This is a genomic window from Raoultibacter timonensis, assembly GCF_022845715.1.
GTDB classification, from domain to species: Bacteria; Actinomycetota; Coriobacteriia; order Coriobacteriales; family Eggerthellaceae; genus Raoultibacter; species Raoultibacter timonensis.
Window position 1 is genome coordinate 3,378,777 of the sequence record NZ_AP025564.1, and the last position, 15,575, is coordinate 3,394,351.

Below are 15,575 nucleotides of genomic sequence, written 5' to 3' on the forward strand. Positions count from 1 at the left end.
CCTGCGCTCACCTACCATGCGCCTACCGATCGGAAGGCTCGTAGTGGCAACGAAAGACAAACTGCTCCGTATGCTAGAAGAACGCCGGGGACGCTACGTCTCCGGCGTCACGCTTGCCCAAGAGCTCGGCGTAAGCCGCAATGCCGTATGGAAGGCGGTCGAATCGCTTCGCAAGGAAGGCTACGATGTTGCCGCCGTCACGAACAAGGGGTACACGCTCTCGCAGGACAACGACCTCCTCTCGCCCGCAAGCATCGAGCGGTACCTTCCCGATAGCCATCCCTTCGACATCTCGGTTCGAAAGCGCGTCGATTCCACCAACGCCGAAGCCCGCAGACGCGCGCTTGAAGGAGCGCCCGAAGGAACCGTCGTCGTCGCCGAAGAGCAGACTCGGGGCAAAGGGCGGCCCGGCAAATCGTTCTACTCGCCTGCCTCGACAGGGCTGTACCTGAGCATCGTCTTGCGCCCCTCGCTTCGAGCGGACCAAGCCCAATATCTCACCACCGCCGCAGCCGTGGCGGGAGCCCGAGCCATCGAACGGGTCGCGAAGAAGGAAGCGCTCATCAAATGGGTGAACGACATCTACTGCGAGGGGAAGAAGGTTTCGGGCATCCTGACCGAAGGCGCGATCGATATGGAATCGGGCTGTTTCGAACACGCCGTGCTCGGCATCGGCGTGAACGTGAAAAGCCCCGAGGACGGATTCCCCGCCGAACTTGCCGAAGTTGCGGGGGCGATCTGCGATGACGGAAGGGGGGCGGTGCGCAGCGAACTTGCCGCCCGAATCCTCGTGAACTTCTGGGAGCTGTACCAAACCATCGAATCGCGATCGTTCTACGAGGAATACCGCAACCGCTGCTTTCTGCTGGGAAAACCCATCGTCGTAACGCGTAACGGCACGCGCATACGCGCAAGGGCAGTCGATTTGACCGAGGATTTCAAGCTCGTCATCGAGCTTCCCGACAAGACCACCCTCGAACTCCCCTACGGAGAAGTGAGCACGAGCCGCGGATAAAGGCGAGGATCGCGTCGGCCGGCCGCATATGTCGGACCGTCCGTGCCGCTCTTCCCTGCAAGGTATTTCTAAAACGCGTGCAGCCCCGTATACTTTAGCCTATGCGCACAAGCAACAACCGCACGGTTTAAGGGGATGGCATTATGGGAATACAGCACCAGCCTAGCAGCCCGAGCATCGCGTCTGCCCAAAAGGGAATGGGGGGAACAATCCTTTCCGCTCTATTGGCAACAGCATTGGCCCTGTCCATACCTTTTGCGACTCCCCCACGGGCGCTCGCCGACGATCGGGCAGCCGCCTCTGCCGGAAGCCAAGAAGCAATCGAAGGCGGCGGCCTGAAGCTCGGCTCGACCGACGGACAGGATGCAACCGAAAGCCTGGGCATCGTCGATGACGAAGCGCTCGAGGCCTCTTCCGAGGAAGCCCTGGACGAGGGTCTCGCACTCAGCGAAAGCTTCGAATCAGAACCATCCCTCCCCGAGATCACCCTTGCAGACGCCACCTTGACCGAGCAGGACAAACGCGACCTCTACGCCATGGGCAGCCTCGGGTTCTTTTTGACGCTGAGGGATTCGGGCAACTATGCTGCCCAGATCCTGAGCAACACCAACGCGAATATCCTCGGCACTACGACCATCGGCAGAGCCTACGACGCGACGAGCCTCGAGAACATGAAGGCCTCCATCGCATGGCTCAAGAAGTGCAACCAGCTGCGAGCTGCAGAAGGCACCGATCCCCGAACGGGAAAGCCCCTGCAACCTCTCAAGGTAAATCTGCAGCTCATGGCCATAGCGCAGGTGCAAGCCAACTGGTCGGCGCACAACGTGAAGCATTCCGGATTCTGGAATGTCGGAGAAAACCTTGCATGGGGATACAGCGACCCCTTCGCCGGCTGGTACGACGAGGAGAAGGCGCTCTACAAGAAAACAGGCTCGACGGAGGGCGCCGGCCATTATCTCAACATCGTCAGTTCGAACTACGAGACCACCGGCTTTGCGGTAAATCAATACGGGAGCTACGGAGTTACCCACGGGCAAACGTTTTCCGGGCAGGTGTCGGGCGACACCATGACCGTTGAGCAATTCGAGACGTTTTTCAACCAGTATTACAGCCTCGTGCAGCCAAGCAAGACGGAAAAGGAGCTTTCCGGCTCGACCCGCATCGGAACCGCCATCTCGATTGCCAAAGAATCGTATCCGCAAGGTCCGAGCGGCGTCATCATCGCGAAGTCGACCGACTTTCCCGACGCACTCGCAGCCTCGACGCTGGCAGGCGCCAAAGGCTACCCGATCCTGCTGAATCCATCCGACAGCTTCAGCCCCGAGCTGCGCACCTACCTCGTCGGGCTGGGCGGAACGCTCCAGGAAGCAATCCTCATCGGAGATTCGAACGCGCTATCGGAAAAGGGCGTAAAGCAGGAGCTGGAGAGGTTCGTTCCCACGGTTCGCAGGATCGGAGGCGATTCGAGATTCGAAACGGCCCGGCTGCTGCGCGAAGATGCTAAAAAGGCCGGCGTATCGGGAGACCTGGCCGTGATCGCACGATCAAACGACTTTCCCGACGCGCTTTCCATCTCCCCCTACTGTGCTGCAGACGGCGCGCTCATGTACCTTGCGGCGCCTGGGACCACGCTCGACAACGCCTCTTTGGCAGAGCTTTCGGGCTGCAGCCGAATCATCATCGTCGGTGACGACAACGCCGTATCGAGCAAGATCGAATCGGCCTTGAGGGGAACTTCTGCCGAGGTGATCCGCCTTGCAGGCGGCGTCGGCAATCCCTACCCGCAAAGCCGCTACGGCACCTCTGCGACTATAGCCCAATGGCTCACGCACCCCCACGGTGCCTGGTTCAACAGCGGTACCGTAACGTTCGCCACCGCGCAGGGCTTCCCCGATGCACTCGCGGGCGGTCCGCTGTGCGGCCTCTCCCGCACTCCGCTCGTTCTCGTCGATGCGCAAAACTATTCCGCTGTAGTCAACGTATCTGCGGCGAAAGGCGTGTACTGGCTCGGCTCTCCGAATACGCTTTCGCTCGCCCTTCGAAGCGCGGTCAAAGGCCAAATAGGCTTCTAGAGCCCGATGTCTAACCCTCGCGGGGCTCGAGTGTCCCTTCGACGTTCGAGCCCCGCTTGCACCAAGACCTCTGCGCAAGCGGGGGTCTTGGTGTATTGACGGATAAAGCTTCGCCCAACGCAACCGCACGTGCGTTATTTGCTATGCTGTTGCGCGTTGCCGAACGGCCTGCGCCTGCGGCAGCGAATCGTATGCCAAGAGAAAGACGGAGCACCCATGCAGATCACGCCAGCCGAAATCCGCGAAACCCTTGCGATGGTGAACAAGCAGCACCTCGACATCCGCACCATTACGCTGGGATTGAATCTGCGAGGTTGCACGCATGAAGACATCGACGTCATGGCGACCAAGGTCTACGATCGCATGGCGAACGCCGCAGAGCAGCTCGTACCCACCGCCGAACAGCTCGAACGCGAATACGGCATCCCGATCATCAACAAACGCATCTCCGTCACGCCGATCGCCGAGATCTGCGCGGCAACCGATGCGGCCGATCTCACCCCCTTGGCCATCGCAATGGACAAAGCGGGCAAGGAGGTCGGCGTCGACTTCGTCGGGGGCTTCTCGGCACTCGTGCATAAGGGAGCGTCGAAGGCCGACACCAAGCTCATGGAGTCGATCCCCCACGCCCTTTCCGTTACCGACAACGTATGCTCGTCGGTCAATGTCGGCTCGACCCGTGCGGGCATCAACATGGATGCCGTGCTCAAAATGGCGGGCATCGTGAAAGCGACCGCCGAAGCGACCGCCGACCGCCAGTGCATCGGAGCCGGCAAGCTCGTCGTGTTCTGCAACGCCGTCGAGGACAACCCGTTCATGGCCGGCGCGTTCCACGGATCGGGGGAAGCCGATGCGGTTGTAAACGTCGGCGTCTCGGGCCCGGGCGTCGTGCGCGCCGTGCTCGCCGACATGCCGAAAGACGCCGACATCACGAGCGTCGCCGAAGCGATCAAGGCAACCGCCTTCAAGATCACCCGCGCAGGCGAGCTCATGGCGCGCGAGGCATCCAAACGCCTCGGCGTAAGCCAGGGCATCCTCGACCTGTCGCTTGCCCCCACCCCGGCAGAAGGCGATTCGGTTGCCGAGATCCTCGAAGCCATCGGCGTGGGCACCTGCGGAGGCCCCGGCACCACGGCAGCGCTCGCCATGCTCAACGATGCCGTCAAGAAGGGCGGCGTCATGGCCTCGTCTTCGGTCGGCGGCCTCTCGGGCGCATTCATTCCGGTTTCGGAAGACGCCGGCATGATCCGCGCTGCGGAGGAAGGCGCGCTCTCGATCGAGAAACTCGAAGCCATGACCTGCGTATGCTCGGTCGGCCTCGATATGATAGCCATCCCCGGCGATACGACGGTCGAAACGATCTTCGGCATCATCGCCGACGAATGCGCCATCGGCATGATCAACAACAAGACGACTGCGGTGCGCATCATTCCCGCCATCGGGAAGACCGTCGGCGACAAGCTCGATTTCGGCGGCCTTCTGGGCTATGCTCCGGTCATGCCCGTGAACCAGTATGCGGGCACCGTGTTCGCCCATCGCGGCGGCCGCTTCCCCGCCCCGCTGAACGCGCTGAAGAACTAAGAATCGCCGCGCCTTCGCGGCCTTATGAGCAATCCTTGCTCGGTCCTGACGCATTCGACGTCGGGACCGAGCTTTTTCGCCCATTCAACAGGCAAGGTAACCCGCCGAACCTTCGAAACCCTCGAAACAATGCAGGAGTTTCCCACATGCTTTGCCATACAACCTCTTATAGACCAAACAGGGCTTCGCTACCAGGGTATCTCTTCGTACGTTAGCCCTTTTTCCTCTGCCAGATATGCGAACAGCTCATCGCAATCGAACACCTTGATTGACGATTTCCCGAAATCCTTTTGGTTGCGCGTGACGACGGCATCGGCCTTTACCCTCAGCGCGCATTGGTACACGCACGCATCCTCGAAATCGCCCCACGTCGAATCGAGCGCCGCTTCGACGTCGGCCTCGGTGAGCGAGCAGATGCGAACCATTTTTCGCATCTGCCGAATGCTCCTTTTCGCAACGTCCCCCTCGGAAGGGCAGCCACCGTTTGTTAGGAGGTAAAACAAGTCGGTCACCTGCGAAGAGCTCATCCACAACGTGAATTCGTGCAAGAAACCGAGGATCATGAGCTTGCGCGCCGATTCGAAGAATTCTGGGCGCTTATCGAGATAATCGACGACAATATTCGTATCGACGAAAAAATTCATCAGTTGTCACCCTGTTGCATAAGCCCGTCCGCAATAAGACGATCGCGCTTCGCTTCCTTTACGGTCATATCGGAGAACCGGCCGGTAGTCCTCTTCCTCGGTATGCCGTCCACCCAGGCGATCGCCTCGGCAACTTCCTCTTTCGTGCACCTCCCGCGTTTCCGCCTTTCGGGAAACGGGAGCTCCTCTTTTTCCAACACGTAGTCGTACAGGCGATTCACCACCTGCGATGAATTCGTGCCCAGTCGTTCGAGGATGCGGTTGCCCGCCTCTTTTTTCTCGGCCGACATACGCGCCGTAACCATTGCATCCGCCATATTGTACCTCCTGTTGTACGTACAACTTACTATAGCACAAAGGTCGGCACCGCACCACCACGATACGACGAACCGCTACAGACCCTGTACGCTCATGCGGGTCAGCTCTTCGGCAGAACCTCGGCACCGAACGGCATAAGAGCGAGCTTGGCCTGTTTGAAACACTGCAAGCCGAACGGTATGCCGACGATGGTGATGCAGAGGATCACGCCGTTGACGAGCGCCTCGAGCGCAAGAAAAATGCCTCCGAAGATGAGCCACACGATGTTCGCAAGCGCGGAGGGAACGCCTCCCCCGTACTCGACTTCCTTGCCGAACGGCAAAAACGCTAGCCCCGCCATCTTGAAGCACTGAAGGCCGCCGGGAATTCCCACGATGGTGATGCACCAGAGGCATCCAACGAGGATCCAACTCAGTCCCTGCCAAAGCCCTGCGAAAACAAACCAGAGGATGTTGCCGATCACGCTCATGAGCCGCTCCCTTGCTTCTCGTTTGAAACACCGTCGTGCGACTCGGTGAACGAGCCGCTCGACGCGGCCCGCTCCGTCGCATCGCAACCGCGGGAAACGCCGGCGCGCTCGGCTCCATCACCCCGATACACCGCTCTCACCAGGTATTCGATATTGCCCTCAGGACCCGTAATGGGAGATTCGACCACCCCTGCCGGATCGAACCCCGCAGCAGCGAGCGCCTCCCGAACCTCGGCAACCACGCGCTCGCGCACCGCTTCGTCGCGGACGACGCCACCTTCGGTTTCGCCCGGCTTCGATTCGAACTGGGGCTTCACGAGCCCCAGAAAAACCGACCCCCGATCGGAAAGGCTGGCGAACACCGGCGCCAGTTGCGCTAAGCCGATGAAGCTCAAATCCGCAACCAGTACATCGAACGGCGCCTCGAGCGTCGAGGGGTCGGCGAGCTTGATATTCGTTCGCTCGAACACCGCAACCCGAGGGTCCTGCCGCAGCGACCAAGCCAGCTGCCCGTAGTTCACATCCACGCACGCGACGCTTTTTGCGCCCGCCTGCAGCAAGCAGTCGGCGAATCCCCCCGTCGACGATCCGATATCGATGCAGCGCAAACCCCGCACATCCTGTGAGAACGCGTCGAGCGCCCCCTGGAGCTTATGCCCCCCACGCGAAACGAATCGCCTGCGGTTCTTTATAACCACATCGGCATCGGGAGAAACGCGCACAGCGGCGCTCGTCGCATACACGTCGTCGACCTTGACCTCGTGGGCGAGCACGGCGCGCAGTGCGGCGTCGACATCGGGAAAATAGCCCTGTTCGACCAACAGCGTATCGAGGCGGATCTTCTTCACGGGCGCACTGCCTGCGCTACAGCCGTTTTACTCTGGCAGCCTTCATGCAGCACGTCCTACACCAGCTCTTCCTGGCGCTTCGCATGCCATGACCCGAACGCCTGGTACAGCAGGTTGAACACCGGCACGGCGATTGCGGCGGCCACCGCGAACGCCACGACCATCGATTGGGTGAACGGCTCGATGCCGAACAGGCTTGGAAACACCGTCGAGCCGAGTATTACACCGCCTATCACGACGACGATAAGAGCAGCCCTGATGGGCGTGAAGGGAAACGACAGGCGTACGATGAGCAGCAGCCCCACCCACGCCGTAACGAGCACGCACATGGTCGACACCTGTGCGTAGTCGAGCCCGAGCGTCGTATAGGAAACGATGTTGAGACCGAGCACGGCCAGGATCGCCGTTATCGAGCCCGGCAGCGATCGCACGATCACGTTGACGAGAAATTTGCCTTTGATGCGATCCTTATTCGGCTCGAGCGCAAGCACGAACGAAGGCAATCCGATCGTGAACGCCGAGATGAGCGTCATCTGAATGGGCTGGAACGGATACTGCCACGGCAGGATGATGAAGCATACCGCGAGCACCATCGAGAGCACCGTCTTCACGAGGAAGAGCGAAGCCGAGCGCTGCAAATTGTTGATGGCCCGCCTGCCCTCGGCCACCACCTTCGGCATCGAGGCGAAGTCGTTGTTCACGAGCACCAGCTGGGCAACGTTGCGTGCGGCGTCCGACCCGGCGGCCATCGCCACCGAGCAATCGGAAGCCTTGAGCGCGAGCACATCGTTCACGCCGTCGCCGGTCATCGCTACGGTATGGCCCTCTTTCTGGAGCGCGAGCACGAGCTTCTTCTTCTGCTCGGGTGTCACGCGGCCGAACACCTGATAGCAGGTTGCAGCGTTTTCGAGCGCCGCGTCGGAAAGAAGCGTCGTCGCATCCACGTACGCATCCGCATGGGGGATGCCGACGATCTGCGCGATTCCCGATACGGTACGGGGATCGTCTCCCGAAATGACTTTGAGATCGACACCCTGTTCGATGAAGTACTGTATCGTCTGAGCAGCCGTCGAACGGATCTGATCCTTGATGGCGATGAGCGCAAGCGGCTGGGGCCTGCCCGCGATCCTCCCCTCGTCGTCGAATCCATCGACACGGGCAAGCACCATAACGCGGGCGTTTTGCGCGAGCTCTTCGACCCGGTTCTTGACCGTCGCGTAGTCTTTGCCGAGCACGAACTGAGCGGCCCCCATCACGTAGCTCGCTCCGCCCTCGAACACCGCGCCCGACCATTTCTTGTCGGAGGAGAACGGGATAACGCGTTCGATGCCGTACTTTTTCACGGATCGGTCGGATGGCTTCGTGCGTCTCCGGGAATGGCGCACAGCTCCTGGCTGCGGAATGACGTCCTGGTAGTAATCGATGATGGCCTGCGCCGTTTCGTTCGGATCTTCGTCTGCATCCGCAATCGAATAGAATGCGCCGTCGGCTTCGCCCTCGTCGCAATCGCCGAGCGTCACCACCCGATCGACCTCCATCTTGCCGGTCGTGATCGTGCCGGTCTTATCGAGGCACAGCGTATCGACGCGCGCAAGCGTCTCGATGCAGTACAGCTGCTGGACCAACACCTTGCTGCGCGAGAGGCGCACAACCGCCACCGCGAGCACCGTCGAAGTGAGCAGGATGAGGCCTTCGGGAATCATGCCCACGAGCGCCGCAACCGACGAGAGGATGGCGTCGTTGAGCTCGATATAGGCGCCCGTGAAGTACTCGCGCGCGAAGAGTATCGCGCCGAGCGGGAAGATGATGATGCTCACGAATCGGATGATGCCGTTCAGGCTGTTCATGATTTCGGAATTGACGGCCTTGTGTTCCTTGGCCTCCGCGCTGATCTTAGCCGCGTAGTTGTCGGCGCCGACATGCGTTACCTGGGCGTACACCGTACCCGCATTGACGAAGCTTCCGCTCATGAGTTCGGAGCCGGCCTCTTTTCGCACGAGCTTGCTCTCGCCTGTCAACAGGCTCTCGTTCACATCGCACGTGCCGTGCACAACCACCGAGTCGGAAGGAACCTGATCGCCGCGCCCAAGCACGATGATGTCTCCGAGCACCACCTCGTCGACGGAAATCTCCTGGCGCGCGCCATCGCGCATCACATCGACTTTCGAACTGGCAATGATGCTCAAGCGATCGGTCGTGCGCTTGGAACGGACCTCCTGGATGATGCCGATCGCCGTGTTGCACACGATGACGATCATGAACAGCATGTTCTTATAGGAGCCGGTGATGAAAACGAAGCAGGCCAGAATGAGGTTTATTGCGTTGAACAACGTACATACGTTGGACACGACGATCTGCTTGATCGAGCGCGTCTTAACCGATGCATCGACATTGACCTGACCGCGCGCAACGCGTGCAGCAACATCCGAAGAAGAAAGGCCTTCGAGCTTCTTGTCCATCGCACCTCCTTTGCCGTAATCACACCAGTATAGAGGACGAAAAAGCAGGTGATTTTCCCGTACACGGTTTGCACATGATTACGTAACCGAACGTACGCCCGCGCCGGAACACCGCCGAAAGCGAACCGACCTCGGAACCTCCTTTGCGCGGGCCCGTCGCGTTGGCCTCGGCTTCCGCAAACCGCGTTTCGAAAAGAGCCGCAGCAGCCCGTCGATTCAAAATCTTAATGCGTCCCTAATGCCGTGGCGCAGAACCTTAAGGCCCCGCTTACATCCGAAACTCTATGATTGATGCAAAGCGAAGGAGGCAACTATGGTGGCAGCAATTGGAGCGGTACTGGGATTGTTCGTCGTGCTCTGCGGCGCATTCCTCTTCGCCATGCTGGTATTCTCGCCCGAAAACGACGATTTTCACTTCGGAAAGCCGCAATAGCGCACGCGAGCCCGCCATCGGGCGGGCTCGGATCGTCAAAAGCGTAAAGGCAAGGGGTCTACGGCAGCAGCAACTGCGCGATCTGCACCGCGTTAAGGGCGGCGCCCTTGCGAATCTGGTCGGCCACGATCCACATGGCAAGTCCGTGCTCGACGGTGGAGTCCTTGCGCAAACGGCCGATGTACGTATCGTTCGTACCGGCGAGAAGCCCGGGCATCGGATAGATGTTCGACGAGCAATCGTCCATGAGCGTAATGCCCTCGAACGCCTCAAACGCCTTGCGGGCTGCCTCGACGCTCACCTCGCCGGTGAATTCGACGTTCACGGATTCGGCATGGCAGCGCAGCACCGGCACGCGCACGCACGTCGCCGCCACGGCGATGTTCTCGTCGCCCATGATCTTCTTCGTCTCGACGACCATCTTCCACTCTTCTTTGGTGGAATCGTCTTCGAGGAACACGTCGATATGGGGTATGCAGTTGAAGGCGATACGGTGCTGGAACACCTCGACCTTGAGTTCGTCCCCGTTGAGGAAATCCTTGGTTTGACCGTACAGCTCCTCCATCGCAGGAGCACCGCCGCCGCTTGCCGCCTGATAGGTCGATACGACCACGCGCTTGATGGGCGCGATGTCGTAGAGCGGCTTCAAGGCGACCACCATCTGAATGGTCGAGCAGTTCGGGTTCGCGATGACGCCCGAATGCCACGATACATCGCCCGGGTTCACCTCGGGTACCACGAGCGGCACGTCCGCATCCATGCGAAACGCGCTCGAATTATCGATCATCACGGCACCCGAGGCAACGACGGCCTCGCGCATCTCCTTCGAAATGCCTGCTCCGCACGAAAACAGAGCGATGTCCACATCCTTAAACGATTCGGAGGTCATCTCCTGCACGGTGAGTTCACCGGCGGGAACCTGCCCGCATCCGGCAAACTCGATCTTCTTGCCCGCCGAACGCGCCGAAGCAAGCGCGCGCACTTCGGACGCGGGAAAATCGAGGTCGTGCAGCACCTGCATGAATTCCTGCCCGACCGCCCCGGTTGCACCCGCAATGGCGACCACGGGGTTCGCCGGCATCACTTTGTTCCAAGCCATCTCATCTACTCCTCATCTGCACGGCAAGCCGCGTATTCCGGTTTACGTGCCTCTGCCTGCGAAAATCCGCTAGCGGCCTTTTTGCATCTTAGCCGCTATCTCCTCGGCCGATAGCTGCGTCTCCTCGAACACGCTGTCCGAATCGAGGCCGAAGGCGCTGTGCAAGCACTGCACGGCGGCGGCGGCTTGAGCGGCATCGACCACCATGGACAGACGGATCGGCGACGTGGAGATCGCAAGTATGTTGATCTGGTTCTCCCCAAGCGTCGTGAACGCGCGCGCAGCGACACCGGGGCTCGACTTCATGCCGGTGCCCACCAGGCTCACCTTCGCGATGTCGTCGTCCACCAAAAATTCCCGCGCGCTGATCTCGCCGACGATACGCTCGAGCGTTTCCTTCGCTCGGGGCAGATCGGCCCCAGGACACGTGAAGCTGATGTCGGTGATGCCGTCCTGCGAGATGTTCTGGATGATCATGTCGGTGTTGACCGAATTGCCCGCCAGTGCCGAGAACACCTTCGCCGCAACGCCGGACATATCGGGAACGCCGCGGATGGTCACCTTGACCTCGGACGTATCGTGTGCGATGCCGGTGATAACCGCTTCTTCCATGGAAGATGTCGCCTCCTTGATGAACGTTCCCGTCGAATCCGAAAACGCAGAACGGGAATGGATGATCACGTTGAACTTGCGTGCGAACTCGACCGCGCGCATCTGCAGCACGCCCGCACCCGCGCTCGAGAGCTCGAGCATGTCGTCGTAGTTGATCTCGTCGAGCTTCTTAGCGCGCGGCGCCACGCGGGGATCAGCCGTGTACACGCCGTCGACGTCGGAGTATATCTCGCACACGTCGGCGCCGATGCCCCATGCCACGGCCACCGCAGTCGTATCGGAGCCACCGCGCCCGAGCGTGGTGATGTCGCCGTTTCCATCGATACCCTGAAAGCCCGCGACCACGGGAATGAATCCTTCGTCGAGCGCTTCTTTGATGCGGTCGGCGTGGATGCAGCTAATCTTGGCGCGCGCGTGGATGCAATCGGTCTCGATGCCCGCCTGCCTGCCGGTGAAGCTCATGGCACGGTAGCCGCGGGCTTCGATGGCCATGGCCAGCAGCGTCATGGATACCTGCTCGCCCGTCGAGAGGAGCCGGTCCATCTCGCGAGCCGGGGGGTCGGTGTTGAGCGCCCGCGCCAAGCCCACCAGCTCGTCGGTGGTCTTGCCCATCGCCGAAACGACGGCAACAACCTGGTTGCCGGCCTGTTTGCTTGCGATGAGGCGCTTCGCAACCATCTGGATGCGCTCCGGCGATGCAACCGAGGTTCCGCCGAATTTTGCAACAATGAGCGACATATCTCTGTCTTTCTGAATAACGAGCCAACGATCTTACACTATAGCAAAAGAGCGCCAGCCAATCGTGCGAGGGCGCTTGATTACCGAACAATCATCAAGGCGAGCGGGCAACCCATCCACTAACCATCGAGCAATCCAAACTCAGGGCATCTGCCATGTAACCATGTTTTGGAAGAACAAGGTTGCCAGGATGGCTATAGCCGAGCTGGCCAACGTGCCTACCAGATAGCACTCCGCAAAGTCCTTGTCCTCGCTCAGCTTGTTGAACCGGGCGATGCTTTTCGCCGTAAGAACGAACGCGATGGCTCCGAACTGACCGTACATGGTCAAGACGACTACGATAGTGCGCTCGAGCACGCCGATCCATCTCCCGGCACGCTGTTCCGCGGCGCATGCATCATCCTCGGCAGAAACGCCGCATTCTCCGTCTTTCCGGACCGAGCTCAACAGATGCTGGATGGCAATCGATGCGGGTCGCCACGATACGAGAAGAGCCAACGCAATAGACAGCATAGCGGAGAGCGCTTCAGACCCAACAAGGTCCCGCGCCCACGAGAGGAGCCCGTCGGCCGACTGGTCCGAGTAAAAGCAAAGTACGGCGCCGAAGCACACGATTACGTGACAGACCTGATCGATGGAGAACAGCTTGAAAGATGACAGGATCTTCCGCTTTTCCAGCTCGACCTTTAGAAAATCCAGGGCTGCATGGGTAACAAAAAAGAGGAGACCTGCGATCAGGAAAGCTTCTGCTGGGAAAACAAGGGCGGAGAAGAGAGTAAGGCACAGCCCGTATGCAATGCAGTGGACAACCAGCAGGCTCCGCCTATCCTGCTTCCCCTGCGCAACCGTATTGGTTTGCACGTAGAAATCCGCGGCAACATGTCCGGCGAGTATGACAGCAAGCGCAATTCCAAAGCCCACAGCATCTCACCACTCTATCGATAGCTTGAGGGAATAGGCATAAGCTACAACTGCATTGCGCTCCTGGACGACCCTGCTCGAAGCAAGCTGGCGATCGATTCCCTGCCTCGTCATTCCCGTCAGATTCGAAAGGATAGAAGAGACTCCTTGTATATCCTTACCGTTGGGAAACGACGGACATCTATGCGCATCCCCAATCGGCTCAATTGCAACAGGATGAAAAGTAAGCGAGTCAATCATACGAGCCGTTTCCGTTATACCCTGCATGAGACCGGGCTTCGCCTGCGACTTGCGGCTCATCGATTCGCGAAGATCAAGTAGGTTCGCGAGGCTGCGCTCGATGTCGCGCACTCGATCCGTCCCGAAAAACGCCTCGTCGTTGGGAGAAGCACCGACGAGAGGAAACATCATCTCGATTATCAGCGCTGTATCGTTTTGCGCAGATGTTCGCATCTCGCTCATACCAATCGAATGGTCCATAAGGACCGTCAGATACTCGTCGATGCGCCCATCGCCAACAAACACGACGTCGTACGGTTTATTCGATTTTGCTTCGTCGAGTGCGCGCCGTGCATGGTGGTAAGCGGAGCCATCCTGGCTAGGCGAGCTCTCGCCTTCAACGCGCACGCTCCAATCGCCAAAGCCAATGCCACCCCGGATGGTTTTCGCCCCGAGTATGAACGTAAGCATTCGATAATACAGAAACGGCGTCAGGGGGTCGCGAAACAAGCCTTGTATTTCATCGCCACCGCTGAAAACGACTCGCTTCTCGATTCCATAGGAGTAAAGGATGTTGAGATAGTCGAGAGAAGCAGAAAGGAGCCCTTGCAACCGACCGCGCGCGTCCGAAGTATACTTCTTCGACTTCTTAACATCTGCAATAAGAACAAAGTAAGGTTTCATGGGTCCTTCGCAACATAGCCGTGTACGTTTCCTACTATAGCAACAAAAAACGTTGTTTACAAGAAAAGCAACGTTTTTTGTTGCTTTTTAAAAAAGCAACGTTTTTTGTTGCGCGCTAGATGAACTCAAGACCCTTGCCCCGTCAAGGGAAGCGAACCCGATTGGCTACTTCCCCGCCTCCGGCATCCTCCACAAAAGGATGAAGCCCACCACGAACAGCACCGCGATCGAGAGAACACCGATCGAGGGATTACCCGTCAGCTGCGTGAACACCGAGACAAGCAGCGTACCCATGATGGCGGCGTACTTGCCGAAAATATCGAAGAACCCGTAGTACTCGTTGGCGTGCTCCTTGGGGATGAGCTTGCCGAACTCCGAGCGCGAAAGCGCTTGGATACCGCCTTGGAACAGGCCCACGCAGATTGCGAGGATCCAGAACTCGACGGCGCTCGTAAGAAAGAACGCCGCGAACAGCGTGATGCACAGATACGCGAACACGCCGACGAGCAGCATGCGTTTCGTTCCCACCTTGCCCGCAAGCCTTCCGTAGGCGATCGCCGAGGGGAAGGCGACGAACTGCGTGACGAGCAGCGCAAGCACGAGCTGGGTGGAATCGATGCCCAAATCGGTGCCGTAGCTCGTCGACATCTTGATGATGGTATGCACGCCGTCGATATAGAAGAAGAACGCGAGCATGAACAGACGCAGTTTCCTGTCTTTCACAATCTTTTTGAGCGTCGAGACCAGCCCCGAGAACGTATCCTTGATGATATGGGCGGTACGCTCCTTGAAATGGGTCTGATGGACGTTCCTGATAAGCGGAATGCTGAATGCCACCCACCACGCGGCCGTGATCAGAAACGCAATCTTCATGCCGAGCGCCATATCGATGCCGACGGCTCCTCCCCCAAGCACGATGGCCAACGAGAGGATGAACGGCACGCACGAACCGATGTAGCCCCACGCGTAACCCAGCGACGAAACCTCGTCGTAGCGATCATCGGTTGCCGCCGCATCGACGAGGAACGCATCGTAGAACACCATCGAGCCGTTGAGCATGACGGAAGCCACCACGTATACGATCAAGAACGGAAGAGCCGTAGTCGGAAGTCCGAGCGCAGCGAGCGCGACGGCGCCGGTGCCCACGCAGCCGACGAAGAACTTCTTCTTGTTGCCTTTCAGATCGGCGATGCTGCCGAGAATCGGCATGAGCAGCGCGAGCAGCAGCGAGGCGATCGTTTCCGCATAGCCCCACGCCACCACCACCGACGAGCCCGGCTCGGCGAGCGTCTGGAAGTACACGGGGATGAGCGCCGTTGCAAGCAAGACAAAAGCTGAGTTTCCCACATCGTACAAAACCCAGCTTTTCTCCTGCTTGGTCAGTTTTAGTCTGGCCACGTATGATCCTTTCAACAAGAGCGTAACGTGTACGTTTTCAACTGTACTCCAATTGTATATGATGG

General features: G+C 59.3%; 13 protein-coding genes. 3 read left to right on the forward strand and 10 right to left on the reverse strand.

Annotated features, from left to right (window positions below; all coding sequences use genetic code 11):
- Positions 1-70 precede the first annotated feature (70 nt).
- The 3 genes from MWL89_RS13820 (at position 71) to MWL89_RS13830 (ending at position 4,668) form a co-directional block, all read left to right on the forward strand.
- A complete protein-coding gene (locus tag MWL89_RS13820; protein ID WP_244386780.1) occupies positions 71-1,015 on the forward strand; it encodes a biotin--[acetyl-CoA-carboxylase] ligase in 945 nt (314 codons plus the stop codon).
- 143 nt (positions 1,016-1,158) lie between these two features.
- On the forward strand, positions 1,159-3,087 hold the full coding sequence (locus MWL89_RS13825; protein ID WP_244386782.1) for a cell wall-binding repeat-containing protein: 1,929 nt from the start codon (positions 1,159-1,161) through the stop codon (positions 3,085-3,087).
- A gap of 216 nt (positions 3,088-3,303) precedes the next feature.
- Positions 3,304-4,668, forward strand: coding sequence for a PFL family protein (locus MWL89_RS13830; protein WP_244386783.1), 1,365 nt, complete (start codon positions 3,304-3,306; stop codon positions 4,666-4,668).
- A 188-nt stretch (positions 4,669-4,856) separates the two neighbouring features.
- Here the strand turns inward: MWL89_RS13830 and MWL89_RS13835 are convergent, their stop codons facing one another.
- The 10 genes from MWL89_RS13835 to MWL89_RS13880 form a co-directional block, all read right to left on the reverse strand.
- Entirely contained in the window at positions 4,857-5,312 is a 456-nt protein-coding gene (locus MWL89_RS13835) for a type II toxin-antitoxin system VapC family toxin (protein WP_244386785.1), read from the reverse strand.
- Positions 5,312-5,629, reverse strand: coding sequence for a type II toxin-antitoxin system RelB/DinJ family antitoxin (locus MWL89_RS13840; RefSeq protein ID WP_244386787.1), 318 nt, complete (start codon positions 5,627-5,629; stop codon positions 5,312-5,314). Before MWL89_RS13840 ends, MWL89_RS13835 begins: the two co-directional genes overlap by 1 nt.
- 101 nt (positions 5,630-5,730) lie before the next feature.
- Positions 5,731-6,099, reverse strand: a complete 369-nt coding sequence (locus MWL89_RS13845) for a YccF domain-containing protein (protein ID WP_244386789.1) — start codon at positions 6,097-6,099, stop codon at positions 5,731-5,733.
- Positions 6,096-6,947, reverse strand: a complete 852-nt coding sequence (locus MWL89_RS13850; RefSeq protein ID WP_244386791.1) for a TlyA family RNA methyltransferase — start codon at positions 6,945-6,947, stop codon at positions 6,096-6,098. Before MWL89_RS13850 ends, MWL89_RS13845 begins: the two co-directional genes overlap by 4 nt.
- 56 nt (positions 6,948-7,003) lie before the next feature.
- On the reverse strand, positions 7,004-9,406 hold the full coding sequence (locus MWL89_RS13855; protein WP_244386793.1) for an HAD-IC family P-type ATPase: 2,403 nt from the start codon (positions 9,404-9,406) through the stop codon (positions 7,004-7,006).
- A gap of 491 nt (positions 9,407-9,897) precedes the next feature.
- Entirely contained in the window at positions 9,898-10,938 is a 1,041-nt protein-coding gene (locus MWL89_RS13860; protein ID WP_244386796.1) for an aspartate-semialdehyde dehydrogenase, read from the reverse strand.
- Between the two features lie 69 nt (positions 10,939-11,007).
- Positions 11,008-12,288 carry an aspartate kinase gene (locus tag MWL89_RS13865; protein WP_102379941.1) on the reverse strand — a complete coding sequence of 427 codons (1,281 nt, stop codon included), beginning with the start codon at positions 12,286-12,288 and terminating at the stop codon, positions 11,008-11,010.
- A gap of 141 nt (positions 12,289-12,429) precedes the next feature.
- Positions 12,430-13,209 carry a DUF3307 domain-containing protein gene (locus tag MWL89_RS13870; RefSeq protein WP_102379942.1) on the reverse strand — a complete coding sequence of 260 codons (780 nt, stop codon included), beginning with the start codon at positions 13,207-13,209 and terminating at the stop codon, positions 12,430-12,432.
- Between the two features lie 6 nt (positions 13,210-13,215).
- A complete protein-coding gene (locus MWL89_RS13875) occupies positions 13,216-14,112 on the reverse strand; it encodes a SatD family protein (RefSeq protein ID WP_244386801.1) in 897 nt (298 codons plus the stop codon).
- Positions 14,113-14,277: 165 nt separating this feature from the next.
- Positions 14,278-15,510, reverse strand: coding sequence for an MFS transporter (locus tag MWL89_RS13880; protein WP_244386803.1), 1,233 nt, complete (start codon positions 15,508-15,510; stop codon positions 14,278-14,280).
- Positions 15,511-15,575 lie beyond the last annotated feature (65 nt).

Coding starts and splice junctions, on each gene's coding strand:
- MWL89_RS13820 (WP_244386780.1), top strand. CDS start 71: ATGCTAGAAGAACGCCGGGGACGCTACGTCTCCGGCGTCACGCTTGCC.
- MWL89_RS13825 (WP_244386782.1), top strand. CDS start 1,159: ATGGGAATACAGCACCAGCCTAGCAGCCCGAGCATCGCGTCTGCCCAA.
- MWL89_RS13830 (WP_244386783.1), top strand. CDS start 3,304: ATGCAGATCACGCCAGCCGAAATCCGCGAAACCCTTGCGATGGTGAAC.
- MWL89_RS13835 (WP_244386785.1), bottom strand. CDS start 5,312: ATGAATTTTTTCGTCGATACGAATATTGTCGTCGATTATCTCGATAAG.
- MWL89_RS13840 (WP_244386787.1), bottom strand. CDS start 5,629: ATGGCGGATGCAATGGTTACGGCGCGTATGTCGGCCGAGAAAAAAGAG.
- MWL89_RS13845 (WP_244386789.1), bottom strand. CDS start 6,099: ATGAGCGTGATCGGCAACATCCTCTGGTTTGTTTTCGCAGGGCTTTGG.
- MWL89_RS13855 (WP_244386793.1), bottom strand. CDS start 9,406: ATGGACAAGAAGCTCGAAGGCCTTTCTTCTTCGGATGTTGCTGCACGC.
- MWL89_RS13860 (WP_244386796.1), bottom strand. CDS start 10,938: ATGGCTTGGAACAAAGTGATGCCGGCGAACCCCGTGGTCGCCATTGCG.
- MWL89_RS13865 (WP_102379941.1), bottom strand. CDS start 12,288: ATGTCGCTCATTGTTGCAAAATTCGGCGGAACCTCGGTTGCATCGCCG.
- MWL89_RS13875 (WP_244386801.1), bottom strand. CDS start 14,112: ATGAAACCTTACTTTGTTCTTATTGCAGATGTTAAGAAGTCGAAGAAG.